The 15,648-nt window shown below is 71.9% G+C and carries 14 protein-coding genes; 8 read left to right on the top strand and 6 right to left on the bottom strand.

The window, feature by feature from the left end; translation table 11 throughout:
• Window positions 1-131: 131 nt before the first annotated feature.
• Window positions 132-1,067 carry an ATP-binding cassette domain-containing protein gene (locus OG990_RS34745; RefSeq protein ID WP_328419977.1) on the top strand — a complete coding sequence of 312 codons (936 nt, stop codon included), beginning with the start codon at window positions 132-134 and terminating at the stop codon, window positions 1,065-1,067.
• The gene (locus tag OG990_RS34740) at window positions 1,064-1,876 is read left to right on the top strand and encodes an ABC transporter permease (protein WP_328419978.1); all 813 of its coding nucleotides are present in this window, start codon (window positions 1,064-1,066) and stop codon (window positions 1,874-1,876) included. The genes OG990_RS34745 and OG990_RS34740 overlap by 4 nt, the downstream gene beginning before the upstream one ends.
• Window positions 1,877-1,969: 93 nt before the next feature.
• Here OG990_RS34740 and OG990_RS34735 read toward each other — a convergent pair whose 3' ends face one another.
• Both OG990_RS34735 and OG990_RS34730 read right to left on the bottom strand, forming a co-directional pair.
• Window positions 1,970-2,377, bottom strand: coding sequence for a hypothetical protein (locus OG990_RS34735; RefSeq protein WP_355608544.1), 408 nt, complete (start codon window positions 2,375-2,377; stop codon window positions 1,970-1,972).
• Window positions 2,374-2,721 (bottom strand): hypothetical protein, encoded by a 348-nt coding sequence (locus OG990_RS34730; protein ID WP_406078398.1) that lies wholly within the window; start codon window positions 2,719-2,721, stop codon window positions 2,374-2,376. The genes OG990_RS34735 and OG990_RS34730 overlap by 4 nt, the downstream gene beginning before the upstream one ends.
• Window positions 2,722-2,987: 266 nt before the next feature.
• Between OG990_RS34730 and OG990_RS34725 the strand changes: the two genes are divergently transcribed.
• From OG990_RS34725 to OG990_RS34710, 4 genes are all read left to right on the top strand, one after another.
• Window positions 2,988-6,725, top strand: coding sequence for a multifunctional oxoglutarate decarboxylase/oxoglutarate dehydrogenase thiamine pyrophosphate-binding subunit/dihydrolipoyllysine-residue succinyltransferase subunit (locus tag OG990_RS34725; RefSeq protein ID WP_406078397.1), 3,738 nt, complete (start codon window positions 2,988-2,990; stop codon window positions 6,723-6,725).
• A 107-nt stretch (window positions 6,726-6,832) separates the two neighbouring features.
• Entirely contained in the window at window positions 6,833-7,012 is a 180-nt protein-coding gene (locus OG990_RS34720) for a DUF6104 family protein (RefSeq protein ID WP_328419986.1), read from the top strand.
• 190 nt (window positions 7,013-7,202) lie between these two features.
• A complete protein-coding gene (gene pta, locus OG990_RS34715; protein WP_406078396.1) occupies window positions 7,203-9,272 on the top strand; it encodes a phosphate acetyltransferase in 2,070 nt (689 codons plus the stop codon).
• Window positions 9,269-10,384 (top strand): acetate/propionate family kinase, encoded by a 1,116-nt coding sequence (locus tag OG990_RS34710; RefSeq protein WP_406078394.1) that lies wholly within the window; start codon window positions 9,269-9,271, stop codon window positions 10,382-10,384. Before pta ends, OG990_RS34710 begins: the two co-directional genes overlap by 4 nt.
• 106 nt (window positions 10,385-10,490) lie before the next feature.
• Here OG990_RS34710 and OG990_RS34705 read toward each other — a convergent pair whose 3' ends face one another.
• Window positions 10,491-10,658: a hypothetical protein gene (locus tag OG990_RS34705; protein ID WP_328419992.1), complete on the bottom strand. Its 168-nt coding sequence runs from the start codon at window positions 10,656-10,658 to the stop codon at window positions 10,491-10,493.
• Between the two features lie 158 nt (window positions 10,659-10,816).
• Between OG990_RS34705 and OG990_RS34700 the strand changes: the two genes are divergently transcribed.
• Window positions 10,817-11,725: an alpha/beta hydrolase family protein gene (locus OG990_RS34700; RefSeq protein WP_406078393.1), complete on the top strand. Its 909-nt coding sequence runs from the start codon at window positions 10,817-10,819 to the stop codon at window positions 11,723-11,725.
• A 92-nt stretch (window positions 11,726-11,817) separates the two neighbouring features.
• Window positions 11,818-12,786 carry an alpha/beta hydrolase family protein gene (locus tag OG990_RS34695; RefSeq protein ID WP_406078392.1) on the top strand — a complete coding sequence of 323 codons (969 nt, stop codon included), beginning with the start codon at window positions 11,818-11,820 and terminating at the stop codon, window positions 12,784-12,786.
• 108 nt (window positions 12,787-12,894) lie between these two features.
• Here OG990_RS34695 and OG990_RS34690 read toward each other — a convergent pair whose 3' ends face one another.
• From OG990_RS34690 to OG990_RS34680, 3 genes are all read right to left on the bottom strand, one after another.
• On the bottom strand, window positions 12,895-13,857 hold the full coding sequence (locus tag OG990_RS34690) for a zinc-binding dehydrogenase (protein WP_386987329.1): 963 nt from the start codon (window positions 13,855-13,857) through the stop codon (window positions 12,895-12,897).
• Window positions 13,858-13,894: 37 nt separating this feature from the next.
• Window positions 13,895-15,073, bottom strand: coding sequence for an NADP-dependent malic enzyme (locus OG990_RS34685; RefSeq protein ID WP_328420000.1), 1,179 nt, complete (start codon window positions 15,071-15,073; stop codon window positions 13,895-13,897).
• A gap of 143 nt (window positions 15,074-15,216) precedes the next feature.
• On the bottom strand, window positions 15,217-15,567 hold the full coding sequence (locus OG990_RS34680) for a S24/S26 family peptidase (protein WP_328420002.1): 351 nt from the start codon (window positions 15,565-15,567) through the stop codon (window positions 15,217-15,219).
• Window positions 15,568-15,648: the final 81 nt, after the last annotated feature.

Genomic DNA, 15,648 nt, shown 5'->3' with positions numbered 1-15,648 from the left:
CGTCCGCAGGACGGACCCGCCTCCACCTCGAGAAGGACCACGCCGTACGGACCGCGCCTGATTGACCTTGTTGCCTGGGGCCGTCACGCTGTGCCACGGCGTACCTCGACGCCACACGCGGGAGGAGAACGATGACTGACGGGCAGCGAAGCCCCACCAGCGACGGTCAGATCGTGGTGTCCGGTCTGACGAAGCAGTACAAGAACGTCCGGGCGGTGAACAACCTGTCCTTCACCGTGGCACCGGGGCGGGTGACCGGCTTCCTCGGCCCGAACGGCGCCGGCAAGACCACCACGCTGCGCATGCTGCTGAACCTCGTCACGCCCACCGCCGGTACGGCCACCATCAGCGGCCACCGGTACGTCGACCTCTCGGACCCGATGCGGCAGGTCGGCGCGGTGCTGGAGGCGTCCAGCGCGCACAAGGGTCGCACCGGCATCAACCACCTGCGGGTGATCTGCGCGGCGGCAGGGCTGCCCAAGCAGCGAGCCGACGAGGCGCTGGCCCTGGTCGGGCTGACCCCGGCGGCGAAGCGCAAGTTCAAGGGTTACTCGCTGGGTATGAAGCAGCGGCTCGGCATCGCCGCCGCGATGCTCGGCGACCCCCGGGTGCTGATCCTCGACGAGCCCGCCAACGGGCTCGACCCGGAGGGCATCCGGTGGATGCGGGGATTCCTCAAGAACCTCGCCCACGAGGGTCGCACCGTGCTGGTCTCCAGCCACCTGCTGTCTGAGATGCAGCTGCTCGCCGACGACGTGGTGATCATCGCGGCCGGCCAGTTGGTCCGGCAGGGGCCGGTCGACCAGGTCCTCGGGTCGATGGCGCAGGGCGCCCGCGTGCGGGTCCGCACCCCGCAGGCCGAGGCGCTGACCGCCGCGCTGAAGGCGCAGTCGGCCACCGTCGACACCGACGAGCACGGCGTCCTGCTGGTGGCCGGGGTGGATGCCCCGACGGTCGGCCGGACCGCTCTGGCCGCCGGGGTGGAGCTGCACGAACTGACCACCGAACGGCCCGACCTGGAACGGGTCTTCCTGGAGCTGACGGCCGGAAAGGCGGGCATCCGATGAACCTGGTCCGAGCCGAACTGCTCAAGATCCGTACCACCAACACCTGGTGGCTGCTGGGCCTCGGGGCATTCCTGTCGATCGTCCTGGCCTTCGCGCTGAACGCCTGGCTGGCCAGCGAGGCGCTGAAGGGCAACGGCGAGAACATCGGCCTCACCGGCGACGCCGCCTCCGCTCCGTCCGTGATGGCGAACCTCTACACCTCGGGTCAGTACCTCGGCCTGATGTTCGTGATGCTCATCGGCATCCTCATGGTCACGAACGAGTTCTTCCACCAGACCGCGACCACCACCTTCCTCACCACCCCGCGGCGAACCTCGGTGATCATCAGCAAGCTCCTCGCGGCTGCCGTGCTCGGCTTCGCGTTCTGGCTGGTGACCACCGTGATCGACCTGGCCGCCGGGGCGTCGTTCCTGTCGCTCAACGGCTACGACACGGGCCTCGGGGAGTGGGAAGTCCAGCGCGCGCTGCTGCTCAACCTGCTGGCCTACGGCATCTGGACCATCCTCGGGGTGGGCATCGGCACGCTCATCACCAGCCAGTTGGGCGCCGTGATCACCGCCTCGGTGCTCTATCTGGTGGGTACGCAGGTCGTGGGGGTGCTCTTCCTCCTGCTGGCCAACTGGATGGACAACATGGACATCGTCAAGTGGCAGGTCGTCTGGCCGGCCGCCGCGTCGACCATCATGATCAGCGGGGGCGAGTCGGAGATGACGCCCGCCTGGTGGGTCGGGGCTCTGGTGTTGGTCGGCTATGCCCTGGTCAGCGGCATCGTCGGCATTCTGCTGACTCGTCGGCGGGACATTTCCTGAGCACAGCCGGCCCCGGGTGGCGACCTGCCGTCGCCGCCCGGGGCCGGGGCCAACGGCACGGTCGTCGCCCGGGCCAACGCCACGCGTCGCCGGCTACCCGCCCGGGCAGCTTCGGCCGCCGCTGATCGGGACGCAGTGGCCGACCGGCGGGTCCGGCTCCTGGTCGGCCGGGCTGTGGCCGATCAAGGCGCTGGTCGCCATGCTGCCGGCCAGCGCGACCGCCAGGTAGATCAGCGCCACCCCGCCGAAGGCCCAGCCGAAGTGCCGACGCCAGCCCTCCTCTCCGACCAGCCCGGCCAGCAACAGGCCGACCGCCGGGAGCGCCACATTCAACACCAGCCCGACGGCCAGCAGGGCGTCCGTGGTGGCCCCGAACGCCCGCGCCGCGTCCTCGGTCGGCGTGTACGGCGTCGACGTCCGCCGGATCAGGCCCACCACGAGCACGAACGGCACACCGTAGAGCCAGGCGAAGAAGAGCCCGCCCAGGCCGAGCCGCTTCACGATCGACCCAGGTACGCGCCGGCCACGACGACGCCGACCGCGACGCTGACCGCCACGGACAGGGTGCCGGCCAGCACCACCGAGGGGATCCGGCGAACGAGCAGCGCGTCGACGACCGCCGTGACGATCAGTAACGCCACGAGCACCGGCCCGCCCCAGAACAGCCCGGCCAGTGCCAGCGACTCCAGCGGCGAGAGGCAGCTGAACATCGCCGAGCAGTCCTGCCGCGGCGCGCTCGGCACGCTGGTCGTGCCCACCACCACCGCCGCGATCGCGGTGGCGTACCAGCCGAACGCGACCGCCATGCTCCGGCCGTACCGCCCCGGCGCCTCTGTGTGATCCATGCGGCCGATCCTCGCCGGCATCGCTCCGGCGGACATCCGTACCGGTACTCAGTCGTGGCTGGTCAGCGCCTTTATCAGTGGTTGACGGACCACGCAGCGGTTGCTGAACTTCTGGCATCTTCTGTGAAACGGACCACGGGGCCGAGGCGGAAATGCCTGCGGGATCAGTACGGCGTAGCCTGGGAGCCGTCCTGTCCGTGCTCCTAACTGGGCGCGGCGGACACCGCTTGACACACAAACCCGCTTGAAAGAGGCGATTACCGGCCGTGTCGACCCAGCAGACTTCGCAGGAGAACCCACTGGCGGGTTTCGGCCCGAACGAGTGGATCGTCGAGGAGATGTACCAGCGGTACCTCGCCGACCCAACGAGCGTCGATTCGGCCTGGCACGACTTCTTCGCCGACTACCGGCCGGCGCCGGGCGCCGGCACCCCGCGCGCTGGTGAGCCGACGAGCGCACCGGCCGCCGCGCCGGAGCCGGACGGCCAGCCGGAAGCGGCCGCCAAGGTCAGCCAGCCGAGCGCCACGGCACCGTCGGCGCCCGCCAGCAAGCCGGCCGCCGCGAAGCCGGCACCGGCCAAGCCCGCCGCCGCACCCGCCCCGACGAAGGCCGCCCCGGCCGCGAAGGCCGCCCCGGCGCCGAGCGCCGACGGCCCGCAGACCACGCCACTGCGTGGTGTCGCCGCGAAGATCGTCCAGAACATGGACGCCTCGCTGAGCGTGCCCACGGCAACCAGTGTGCGGGCGGTCCCGGCCAAGCTGCTGGTCGACAACCGCATCGTGATCAACAACCACCTCGCCCGGGGGCGCGGCGGCAAGGTCAGCTTCACCCACCTGGTCGGCTACGCGATGGTCCGGGCGCTGGTCCAGCACCCGGAGATGAACAACTCCTTCGCCGAGGCCAACGGCAAGCCGGCCGTGGTCCGCCCGGCGCACGTCAACCTCGGCATCGCGATCGACCTGGCCAAGCCGGACGGCAGCCGCAACCTGGTGGTCCCCTCCATCAAGGGCTGCGAGCAGATGGACTTCCGGCAGTTCTGGCAGGCGTACGAGGACGTGGTCCGGCGGGCGCGGCGCAACGAGCTGACCATGGAGGACTACTCCGGCACCACGATCTCGCTGACCAACCCGGGCGGCATCGGCACCGTGCACTCGATGCCGCGGCTCATGCAGGGGCAGAGCGCGATCATCGGCGTCGGCGCCATGGAGTACCCGGCCCCCTACCAGGGCATGTCCGAGGTCACCCTGGCCGAGCTCGCGGTCAGCAAGATCATCACGCTGACCAGCACGTACGACCACCGGATCATCCAGGGCGCGCAGTCCGGCGAGTTCCTCAAGGTGATGCACGAGCTGATCCTGGGCGAGCACGGCTTCTACGACGAGATCTTCACCTCGCTGCGGATCCCGTACGAGCCGGTGCGCTGGGTGCGCGACGTGGCGGTCAACTCCGAGGGTCAGATCAACAAGACCGCCCGGGTGCACGAGCTGATCCACGCGTACCGGGTGCGCGGTCACCTGATGGCCGACACCGACCCGCTGGAATTCAAGATCCGCAAGCACCCCGACCTGGACGTCCTCCAGCACGGGCTGACCCTGTGGGACCTGGACCGCGAGTTCCCGGTGAACGGTTTCGCCGGCCGGCAGCGGATGAAGCTGCGCTCGATCCTTGGCGTGCTGCGCGACTCGTACTGCCGCCGGGTCGGCATCGAGTACATGCACATCCAGGACCCGGAGGAGCGGCGCTGGATCCAGGAGCGGATCGAGCGCAAGTACGAGAAGCCGCCCCTCGACGAGCAGAAGCACGTGCTCAACCGGCTCAACGCCGCCGAGGCGTTCGAGACCTTCCTGCAGACCAAGTACGTCGGCCAGAAGCGGTTCTCGCTGGAGGGCGGCGAGTCGCTGATCCCGCTGCTCGGCGAGGTGCTGGAGTCCTCCGCCGAGGGCGGGCTGGACGAGGTCGTCATCGGCATGGCGCACCGGGGCCGGCTCAACGTGCTGGCCAACATCGTCGGCAAGCCATACGAGAAGATCTTCTCCGAGTTCGAGGGTCACCTGGACCCGCGCTCGACGCAGGGCTCCGGCGACGTGAAGTACCACCTGGGCCAGAACGGCAAGTTCACCACCCCCGACGGCGAGCACGCCGTCAAGGTGTCGGTGGTGGCCAACCCGTCGCACCTGGAGGCCGTCGACCCGGTGCTGGAGGGCATCGTCCGGGCCAAGCAGGACCGGATCGACCTCAAGCTGGAGGGCTACACCGTGCTGCCGCTGGCGGTGCACGGTGACGCCGCCTTCGCGGGTCAGGGCGTGGTCGCCGAGACGCTCAACCTCTCGCAGTTGCGCGGCTACCGCACCGGCGGCACCGTGCACGTGGTGGTCAACAACCAGGTCGGCTTCACCACCGCCCCGGAGTACAGCCGGTCCAGCCTCTACAGCACCGATGTGGCCCGGATGATCCAGGCGCCGATCTTCCACGTCAACGGCGACGACCCGGAGGCCGTGGTCCGGGTGGCCCGGCTGGCCTTCGAGTACCGGCAGGCGTTCAACAAGGACGTCGTGATCGACATGGTCTGCTACCGCCGGCGCGGGCACAACGAGGGCGACGACCCGTCGATGTCCAACCCCCAGATGTACAAGATCATTGACTCGAAGCGCTCGGTGCGCAAGCTCTACACAGAGGAGCTGATCGGTCGCGGCGACATCACCGTGGAGGACGCGGAGGAACTGCTGCGCGACTACCAGGCGCAGTTGGAGAAGGTCTTCAAGGCCACCCGGGACGCCGCCGCGGCACCGCGCCAGCTCAACCGGCCGCGCCGCGAGGAGGAGCCGGAGCCGCAGGTCGACACCGCCACCGACGCGGCCGTCGTGAAGGCGATCGGCGAGGCGCACGTCAACCTGCCGGAGGGCTTCACCCCGCACAAGCGGATCCAGCAGCTGCTCGACCGGCGGGCCAAGATGTCCGTCGAGGGCAACATCGACTGGGGCTTCGGCGAGATCATCGCGCTCGGGGCGCTGCTGCACGACGGGGTCACCGTCCGGCTGGCCGGTCAGGATTCCCGCCGCGGCACCTTCGTCCAGCGGCACGCCTCGGTGGTGGACGCCCGCACCGGCGACGACTACCTGCCGCTGAAGTCGCTCACCGGCGACGGCGAGCGTTCCCGGTTCTTCGTGCACGACTCGCTGCTCAGCGAGTACGCGGCGATGGGCTTCGAGTACGGCTACTCGGTGGAGAACATCAACGCGCTGGTGGCCTGGGAGGCCCAGTTCGGTGACTTCGTCAACGGCGCCCAGTCGGTGATCGACGAGTTCATCTCCTCCGGCGAGGTGAAGTGGGGCCAGCGCTCCGCGGTCACCCTGCTGCTGCCGCACGGGCACGAGGGACAGGGCCCGGACCACACCTCCGGCCGCCCGGAGCGGTTCCTGCAGATGTGCGCCGAGGACAACATGCGGGTGTCCATCCCGACCACCCCGGCGAACTACTTCCACCTGCTGCGCCGCCAGGCCCTGTCGCCCAAGCGCAAGCCGCTGGTGGTGTTCACGCCGAAGTCGCTGCTGCGGCACAAGCTCTGCGTCTCCTCGGTGGAGGACTTCACCACCGGGACCTTCCAGCCGGTGCTGCGCGACACGGCCGCCCCGGCGCCGGAGGCGGTGAAGCGCGTGCTGCTCTGCACCGGCAAGATCTACTACGACCTGTTCCAGGCCCGGCAGCAGCGTGAGGTCACCGACACCGCGATCATCCGGATCGAGCAGCTGTACCCGCTGCCGGTGGAGGAGATCCGGGCGGCCCTCGCGCAGTACCCGAACGCGGAGGACTTCGCCTGGGTGCAGGAGGAGCCGGCCAACCAGGGCGCCTGGTCGTTCGTCGCGCTCAACCTGCTGGAGCACCTCACGGACGTCCGGCTGCGGCGGATCTCCCGCCCGGCCGCGGCCGCCCCGGCGGTCGGCTCGGCCAAGACGCACGAGGTCGAGCAGAACGCGCTGATCGAGGCGGCTCTCCCCCGCCCGTGACCTGACCGCACCGTGAGAGCCGGGGCAGGGCCGTCACCACGGTCCTGCCCCGGCCTCCGTCGGTCCACCCGCCCGGCCCGAGCCGGGCCGAGCAGGAGGACGTACCGATGTACTTCACCGACCGTGGCATCGAGGAACTGGTCGAGCGCCGGGGCGACGAGCAGGTGACCCTGGAGTGGCTCGGCGAGCGCCTGCGCGACTTCGTCGACCTCAACCCCGACTTCGAAACCCCCATCGAACGCCTGGCCACCTACCTGGCCCGCCTAGACGACCCCGAAGACGACTAACCCCAAACCCACCCCACCCCCCGGCCCGCCCGCCCGCCCGCTCCGCCCGCCCGCCCGATGATCATGAAGTTGTTTGCGCGTGTCATCGGCGGGTCGCGGCATAACTTCATGATCAACGGAGAAAAGGCCCTGGGGGTGGGGGTCGGAGGGCCCGGGTGGGGGGCGGGCGCGATCTTCTAGGGTGGGGGGCGTGGCCAGGAGCGTGTATCTGACGAGTGTGGGGTCTGGCGGGGGTAAGTCGACGATCGCGCTCGGACTGGCCGAGTTGCTGTCCCGCCAGGTCGGGCGGATCGGTGTGTTCCGGCCGCTGGTCGGCGACAACGGCCCGGACCCGATCCTCGCCCTGCTCAGCGAGCGCTACCGGGTCGAGCTGCCGTTGGCCGAGTTGGCCGGGACGACCTATGCCGAGGCCGCTGCGCTGGTAGCCGACGGCCGGCGGGAGGAGCTGATCTCCGCCATCGTCGAGCGCTACCGGGCGGTGGAGCGGCAGTGCCCGGCGGTGGTCGTGGTGGGCAGCGACTTCGACGACCCGGGCGACCCGGCCCGTCCCCGGGAGTTGGCCTTCAACGCCCGGCTGGCCACCGAGTTCGGCAGCGTGGTGGTGCCGGTGGTGGACGGCTTTGGGCAGGAACCGGCGGCCGTCGCGGCCGCCGTGCGGGGGGCGTACCACGATCTGGCCGACCTGGGCGCCACCGTGCTCGCGGTGATCGCCAATCGGGTGGCCGAGCCGATGACCCTGCCCGACCTGCCGGTCCCCGCGTACGCCATCCCGGAGGTGCCGACCGTGTCGGCGCCGACGGTGGCCGAGGTGGCGGCGGCGCTCGACGCCACCCTGCTGGCCGGGGACGACGCCGCGCTCGGCCGGGACGTACTGGACTTCGTGGTCGGCGCCGCGCACGTGCCGACCCTGCTGGGCCACCTCACCGAGGGCGCCCTGGTGATCACCCCCGGGGACCGGGCCGACCTGCTCGTCGCCGCCAGCGCCGCGCACGTGGCCGGGCAGGTGTCGGTGGCCGGGCTCGTGCTGACGCTCGGCGAGCAGCCCGACCCGCGGGTGATGCGGCTGGTGGAAGGGCTGAACACCGGACTGGCGGTGCTGTCCGTGAGCAGCGACAGCTACGACACGGTGGCCGCGTCCAGCCGGATCGAGGGTCGGCCCAACGCGGCCAACCCCCGCAAGGTGGAGGCGGCGCTCGGCGCGTTCGAGCGCTGCGTGGACACCGACGACCTGGCCCGCCGGCTGCGGGTCAGCCGGTCGGCCCGGGTCACCCCGCTGATGTTCGAGAACGAGCTGATCGACCGCGCCCGCTCGCGGCGCCGACACGTGGTACTGCCGGAGGGCGCCGAGGAGCGGATCCTGCGCGCGGCCGAGATCCTGCTCCGCCGGGGGGTGGCCGAGCTGACTCTGCTCGGCCGACCGGACGACATCGCCCGGCGGACCCGCGAGCTGGGAATCGACGTCGGCGACGCGCACCTGGTCGACCCGGTCACCAGCGGGTGGCGGGACGACTTCGCGGCCGAGTACGCCCGGTTGCGCGCCCACCGGGGCGTCACCGCCGAGTTGGCGCACGACATCGTGGCCCAGCCCAACTACTTCGGCACGCTGATGGTGGCCACCGGGCACGCTGACGGCATGGTCTCCGGCGCCACGCACACCACCGCCGCCACCATCCGGCCGGCGTTCGAGATCATCCGTACCGTGCCGGGGGCCTCGGTGGCCTCCAGTGTGTTCTTCATGCTGCTCGCCGACCGGGTGCTCGTCTACGGCGACTGCGCGGTCAACCGCGACCCGGACGCCGCCCAGCTCGCGGACATCGCGATCTCCTCCGCCGATACCGCGGCCCGGTTCGGCATCGAGCCTCGGGTGGCCATGCTGTCGTACTCCACCGGCAGCTCCGGCGCCGGCGCGGACGTGGAGAAGGTCGCCACGGCCACCGCGCTGGTGCGAGAGCGCCGGCCCGACCTGCTGGTCGAGGGGCCGATCCAGTACGACGCGGCGATCGACCCGGCGGTGGCGGCCACCAAGCTGCCGGGCAGCCCGGTCGCCGGCCAGGCCACGGTCTTCATCTTCCCGGACCTGAACACCGGCAACAACACGTACAAGGCGGTGCAGCGCTCCGCCGGGGCGGTCGCGGTCGGCCCGGTGATGCAGGGCCTGCGCCGGCCGGTGAACGACCTGTCCCGCGGTGCCACCGTGCCGGACATCGTCAACACGGTGGCGATCACCGCCATCCAGGCGGCCACCGAGGAGGCGTCGTGAGTTGCGTGCTGGTGCTCAACTGCGGGTCGTCGTCGGTGAAGTGGCGCCGCTACGACGGCGACCAGGTGCTCGACCAGGGCACGGTCGAGCGGGTCGGTGAGCCCGGCGGCGGGCCGGCGGACCACGCCAGTGCGGTCCGGCAGATCCTTGCCGGGCTGGACCTGGCCGGGCTGACCGCGGTCGGGCACCGAGTGGTGCACGGTGGCCGGAAGTTCAGCACGCCGGTCCTGATCGACGACGCGGTGCTGGCCGCGATCCGGGACCTGGTCCCGCTCGCCCCGCTGCACAACCCGGCGAACCTGGCCGGCATCGAGGTGGCCCGGGAGGCGCTGCCGGACGTCCCGCAGGTCGCCGTCTTCGACACCGCGTTCCACCACACCCTGCCGGAGGCCGCCGCGACCTACGCGATCGACCGGGACACCGCCGAGCGGTACGGCATCCGCCGGTACGGCTTCCACGGCACCTCACACGCGTACGTCTCCCGGCGCACCGCCGACCTGCTGGGCCGCCCGTACGAGCAGCTGAACACGATCACCCTGCACCTGGGCAACGGGGCGAGCGCCTGCGCGGTGGCCGCCGGTCGCAGCGTCGCCACCTCGATGGGCATGTCCCCGCTGGAGGGGTTGGTGATGGGCACCCGCAGCGGCGACCTCGACCCGACCGTGATCTTCCATTTGCGGCGGGAGGGCGGGCTGTCGGTGGACGACATCGACGACCTGCTCAACCACCGCAGCGGCCTGCTCGGGCTGACCGGCGTCAACGACATGCGCGAGGTGCTCCAACGCCGGGGGGACGGGGACCGGGCGGCGGAGCTGGCCTTCGACGTGTACTGCCGGCGGATCACCGAGTACGTGGGCGCGTACTACGCGCTGCTCGGACGGGTCGACGCGATCGCCTTCACGGCCGGGGTGGGCGAGCACGCCGCGCCGGTCCGGGCCGCGGCGCTGGCCGGGCTGGATCGGCTCGGCATCGCCGTGGACCCGGCCCGCAACGACGGTGCCGGCGACCGGCTGATCTCCCCCGACGGCGCCGAGGTGTCCGTTTGCGTCATTCGCACCGACGAGGAACGCGAGATCGCCCGGCAGACCCGGGATGTGGTCCAGGCCGGCTGACGACCGGCCGGGATCAGCGCCCGACGCTGCCGGTGCGCCGGGCCCGGTTCCGACCCGGGTCTCCGGGCGAGCGGACGCGCCGTCGCCCGGTCCCGCACGGTCGGCTCTAGGCGAGCCAGGCGACGAGGGCAACCAGCAGCACGACGACCACCGCCGCAGCGATGATCAGCGGTAGACGGGACGGCGACTCCGCCGATGCGGTGGCCTCCGGCGTCTGGGTGAACGCGCGGAACGCCTCGGTGTTGCCGCTGGGGTCGCTGTAGTTCTCAGGCATGCGGGTGACCCTAGCGAAGCTGGTCGCGGCGCACCGCCCCCGACCCACGCCGACGGGCCGGGTCGACCCGGCCGGCGGGGCGGAGCCGACCGGGTGGCGGGTACAGGCGGGCCGGACGGCGGGGCCGCTGCGCACGCTCGGGCACCTACCGTGGAACGATGGGGGCGGGGCGGCTGATCGCCGTACTGGTGACAGCTCTGCTGGCTGGTTGCGCGCCGGCCACCGCCGTGGCGGGCGGGTCCACCGCCGCCCCGGGCGGGCCGCTGTCGGCGCGCCGGGCGCCCGAGGGGTCGTACGCCGTCGGCGTGCGTACGCTCACCCTCGATCCGCGCTCGGCGCGCCCCCTGCCGGTGACCATCTGGTACCCGGCTGCCGTGGGCGGGGTCGCCGCCGGGCGGTTCCCGGTCGTCATCTACAGCCACGGGTTGGGCAGCCGACCCGACCTGCACGCCGGGCTGACCACCCGCTGGGCGGCGGCCGGTTTCGTGGTGGCCGCCCCGGCGTTCCCGCACACCCGGCACGGCGCGGCCCATTTCACCCGGGCGGACGTCCGCAACCAGCCGGCCGACGGCTGGCGGCTGATCCGACATCTGCTCCGTCTCGCAACCGACCCGGGCGATCCGCTCGCCGGCCACCTGGACACGGCGCGGATCGCCGCCGCCGGGCACTCGGCAGGCGGCTTCACCACCGCCGGCATGTTCAGCGCGGGGCACCCGGCCCGGCTGCGCGCCGGCATCGTGATCGCCGGAGGCGGACTGCCGGGCAGCTTCGCCGGGCCGGCCGCGCCGGTGCTCTTCGTGCACGGTACGGCCGACGCGGTGGTGCCGGTGACGGTCGGCCGAGCCGCGTACGGGCGTACCCCCGGGCCGGCCGCGTTCCTCAGCCTGCTCGGCCAGGACCACGGCGCGTACCTCACCCCGGGCCACCCGGGCTTCGTCCCGGTCCTCGCCACCACGACCGACTTTCTCCGCTGGACCCTCTACGACGACCCGGCGGCGGGTGCCCGCCTCCCCGCCGATGCCCACTCCCCCACCCTGACCCACTACGAGTCCCGTCCGGCCCACTGATGCTGCGGCGGGCCTGAGCGCTGGGTCAGCGGGCGGGCACGCCACGCCGATCCCGGCCGAGCGGGTCAGCCGGACAAGGCACAATCGGTCTCATGTCGCGTCGCGTCACCCCCGCGCTGCTTGCCAGCGCCCTGTTCCTGACCAGCATGGTCGGCTGCTCCGCCGATGCCCGCCCGGCCGAGAGCCGGCAGGCACTGCCGGCCGAGCCACAGCCCACCGTCACGGCGACACCGCAGGTACCCGCCGGGACCGCCCCACAAAAGAGCTTCGCCGTCGGCGTACGCCAGCTGAAGCTGAACCGGGACGGCCGGGCGCTGCCGGTGACGCTCTGGTATCCGGCGGTCGGGGCGGCCGGCGGCGCGACGAAGCGGTCCGCGGCGGCTGCGGACGGCCGGTTTCCGGTGGTGATGTTCAGTCACGGCCTGACCGGGCGGCCGGAGGACTACGCCACGATCCTGACCCGGTGGGCGGCGGCGGGCTTCGTGGTGGCCGCGCCGACCTTCCCGCACACCGCCCGGGGCAGCGACGGCAACATCCTCGACGTGCTCAACCAGCCGGCCGACGTGTCCTACGCGCTGACCCAGGTGCTGGCGCTGGACGGCAAGGCCGGCGACCCGCTGCGCGGCCGGCTGGACGCCGAGCGGGTGGCCGCCGCCGGGCACTCCGCCGGCGGGGTGACCACCATCGGCCTCTTCACCGCCAGCCGGGACGAACGGCTGGACGCCGGCGTGGTGTTCGCCGGTACGGCGCTCGGCGTGGGCACCGCGTTCGCCGGTGCGTCCGCGCCGCAACTGTTCGTGCACGGCGAGCTGGACGAGGTGGTCGACTACGCGGCGGGCAAGGCCGCGTACGACAAGGTGCCCTGGCCGAAGGCGATGCTGAGCCTGCCCAAGGGCGACCACGGGCGTGCCCTGCTCAGCGACGGTGCGACGCTGCGGGTGGTCTCGGACACCTCGGTCGAGTTCCTCCGTTGGACGCTCTACGGCGACGCGAAGGCCAAGGGCCGCATCTCCACCGACGCCACCCGCGGCGACATCGCCACCTTCGACGATCACCTCTGACCACCGACGCGCCTGAAGATCCACGCAACATCAGGGAAAGAGTGGCCTCCGGCAGCGCTGAGACCACTCTTTCCTGGATATTGCGCGGATCTTGAAGGTAACGCCTCGTCAGGCGGTGTGGTCGACGACGATCTTGCCGAAGGTGTCGCCGGAGTGCAGCCGGGCGAAGGCGTCCTCGACCCGGCTGAACGGGATCACGCTGTCCACCACCGGGCGCACGCCGCTGTCGGCGCAGAACGCCAGCAGCTCGTACAGCTCGCCCGGGGTGCCCATCGAGGTGCCCAGGATCTCCAGCTGCATGGCGAAGACCCGGCGGAGGTTCACCGACGGCTCGTGCCCGGCGGTGGCGCCGGAGACCACGATCCGGGCCATCGGCGCGGCCGACTTCAGGGAGTGGTCGAAGGTGGCCGCGCCGACCGTCTCGATCACCACGTCGACCCGTTCCGGCAGCCGGGCGCCCGGTTCCACGGCGATGGCGCCGAGCCCGGTGATGCGCTCGCGCTTGACGGGGTCGCGGCTGGTCGCGTACACCCGCTTGCCCATCGCGACGGCGAGCGCGACGGCCGCGGTGGCCACGCCGCCACCCGCGCCCTGCACCAGCACGCTGTCGGCGTCCGCGACGCGGCCCTTGGTGGTCAGCATCCGCCACGCGGTCAGCCAGGCCGTGGGCAGGCAGGCCGCGTCGGTCGCCGCCAGCCCGTCGGGCAGCGGGACCAGGTTCGACCGGGGTACGGCGACCCGCTCGGCGAGGGTGCCGGGGAAGTGCTCGGAGAGGATGGAGACCCCGCGCGGGTCACCCGGGGTGACCACCACCGGGTACACGACCACCGTGTTGCCCTGCGGGTCCACGCCGACCGCGTCACAGCCCAGGATCATCGGCAGCTGGGCCTCGGTGAGCCCCACCCCGCGCAGTGACCAGAGGTCGTGGTGGTTGAGCGAGGTGGCCCGCAGCTGCACGGTCACCCAGTCGTCGGCCGGATGGGTCGGCTCGGGCCGCTCACCGACAGTGAGCGCGGCGAGCGGATCGGCGTCGTCGAAGCGGGAGGCGAAGGCAGCACGCATGATCGGCACGGTAACAAGCTGAGCGCCCGTTAAGAAGTGCCCGTCCCTACCGGCGGGCGACGCCGTCGCGGCGCGCCGCCTCGGCGACGGCCTCGGCGACGGCCGGGGCGACCCGGGGGTCCAGCGGCGACGGAACGATCGCCTCGGCGGTCAGCGACTCGGCCACCACGCCGGCGATGGCGTCCGCGGCGGCGACCTTCATGCCCTCGGTGATCCGGGTGGCCCGGGCGTCCAGCGCGCCGCGGAACACCCCGGGGAAGGCCAGCACATTGTTGATCTGGTTGGGGTAGTCGCTGCGCCCGGTGGCGACCACCGCGACGTGCCGGGCGGCCACCTCGGGGTGCACCTCCGGGGTCGGGTTGGCCAGCGCGAACACGATCCCGCCGGGCGCCATGCCGGCGACCGCCGCCTCCGGGATCTGCCCGCCGGAGACGCCGATCAGCACGTCCGCGCCGCGCAGGGCCTCGGTGATGTCGCCCTGGCGACCGTCGGCGTTGGTGCTGGCGGCCAACTCGGCCTTGGTGCCGGTCAGCTCGGTGCGGTGCCGGCCGATGATCCCCTTGGAGTCACAGACCACCACCTGGTCGGGGTTGACGCCCCCGGCGACCAGCATCTTCGTCACGGCCACGCCGGCCGCGCCAGCGCCGCTCACGGCGACCCGCAGGTCACCGAGCTTGCGATTGAGCAGGGTGGCCGCGTTGCGCAGCGCGGCGAGCACCACGATGGCGGTGCCGTGCTGGTCGTCGTGGAAGACCGGGATGTCCAGCGCCTCGTCCAGCCGACGCTCGACCTCGAAGCAGCGCGGCGCGCTGATGTCCTCCAGGTTGATCCCACCGAACGAGGGGGCCAGCGCCCGCACCACCGCGACGATCTCGTCGACGTCCTGCGTGTCCAGACAGATCGGCACCGCGTCCACCCCGGCGAACTGCTTGAACAGCACCGCCTTGCCCTCCATCACCGGCAGCGCGGCGCGCGGGCCGATGTTGCCGAGCCCGAGCACCGCCGAGCCGTCGGTGACCACCGCGACGGCGTGCGACGCCCACGTGTAGTCGTCGGCCAGGTCGGGGTCGGCGGCGATCGCCTCACACACCAGGGCAACCCCGGGGGTGTACGCGAGGGAGAGGTCTTCCCGGCTGGTGAGCGGCACCGTCGAGGTGACGGCCATCTTGCCGCCCAGGTGCAGCTGGAAGACCGGATCAGCAGGGTCCATGGTGGACGAGGACATGGCGGTGACTCCAGAATCTGTCGAGGCAGACGGGGCGGCCGGCCCGGCCGCGAGGTTGGCGGCGAGCGGTGGCACGCGGTGCGGGGGGTCACCCGGGCACATTCGAGCATAGTGTCGACACCGCCGCTCGGATGTGAGCAGGGTCATAACGGTCGACGAGGGACCCGTCCGGGGCGGGGCCAGTACCGGGCCACCACCCTCCCCCGCACATCGGCCACTCCGTACGCCCGGGAGTCGTCGGTGATCAGGTCGTTGTCCCCGCGCAGCCACCAACCGCCGTCCTGCGGCCGAACCGCCCGCTTCACCACCAGCAGCTCCGGACGGGTCCGGAAGACCGCGACCACCACATCGCCGGGACGGATCGGACGACCGCCCGGGCGGACCAGCACCGCGTCGCCATGCCGCAGCGCCGGCGCCATGGACGGACCGGTCACCAGGACAGCGGTCAGCGGCCCTCGCAGCCGGGGTGGCACCGCCGGGTGATCGGCCCGCACTGGTTTCACCTCCACCCGGTCCGGGGAGCACTCCCAGGAGTAATGTCGCCTTTGATCATCGCAAACTTCCCATGGAGGATC

This window comes from Micromonospora sp. NBC_00858 (genome assembly GCF_045207365.1).
GTDB lineage: Bacteria > Actinomycetota > Actinomycetes > Mycobacteriales > Micromonosporaceae > Micromonospora.
The sequence above is the reverse complement of the archived record's forward strand: the minus strand, read 5'-3'. Positions and strand labels throughout refer to the sequence as shown.

What these genes read in the sequence shown, in the direction of transcription:
- OG990_RS34705 (WP_328419992.1), bottom strand. Translation starts at nt 10,658, where the DNA reads ATGCCTGAGAACTACAGCGACCCCAGCGGCAACACCGAGGCGTTCCGC.
- OG990_RS34700 (WP_406078393.1), top strand. Translation starts at nt 10,817, where the DNA reads ATGGGGGCGGGGCGGCTGATCGCCGTACTGGTGACAGCTCTGCTGGCT.
- OG990_RS34720 (WP_328419986.1), top strand. Translation starts at nt 6,833, where the DNA reads ATGTACTTCACCGACCGTGGCATCGAGGAACTGGTCGAGCGCCGGGGC.
- OG990_RS34745 (WP_328419977.1), top strand. Translation starts at nt 132, where the DNA reads ATGACTGACGGGCAGCGAAGCCCCACCAGCGACGGTCAGATCGTGGTG.
- OG990_RS34730 (WP_406078398.1), bottom strand. Translation starts at nt 2,721, where the DNA reads ATGGATCACACAGAGGCGCCGGGGCGGTACGGCCGGAGCATGGCGGTC.
- OG990_RS34695 (WP_406078392.1), top strand. Translation starts at nt 11,818, where the DNA reads ATGTCGCGTCGCGTCACCCCCGCGCTGCTTGCCAGCGCCCTGTTCCTG.
- OG990_RS34685 (WP_328420000.1), bottom strand. Translation starts at nt 15,073, where the DNA reads ATGTCCTCGTCCACCATGGACCCTGCTGATCCGGTCTTCCAGCTGCAC.
- OG990_RS34740 (WP_328419978.1), top strand. Translation starts at nt 1,064, where the DNA reads ATGAACCTGGTCCGAGCCGAACTGCTCAAGATCCGTACCACCAACACC.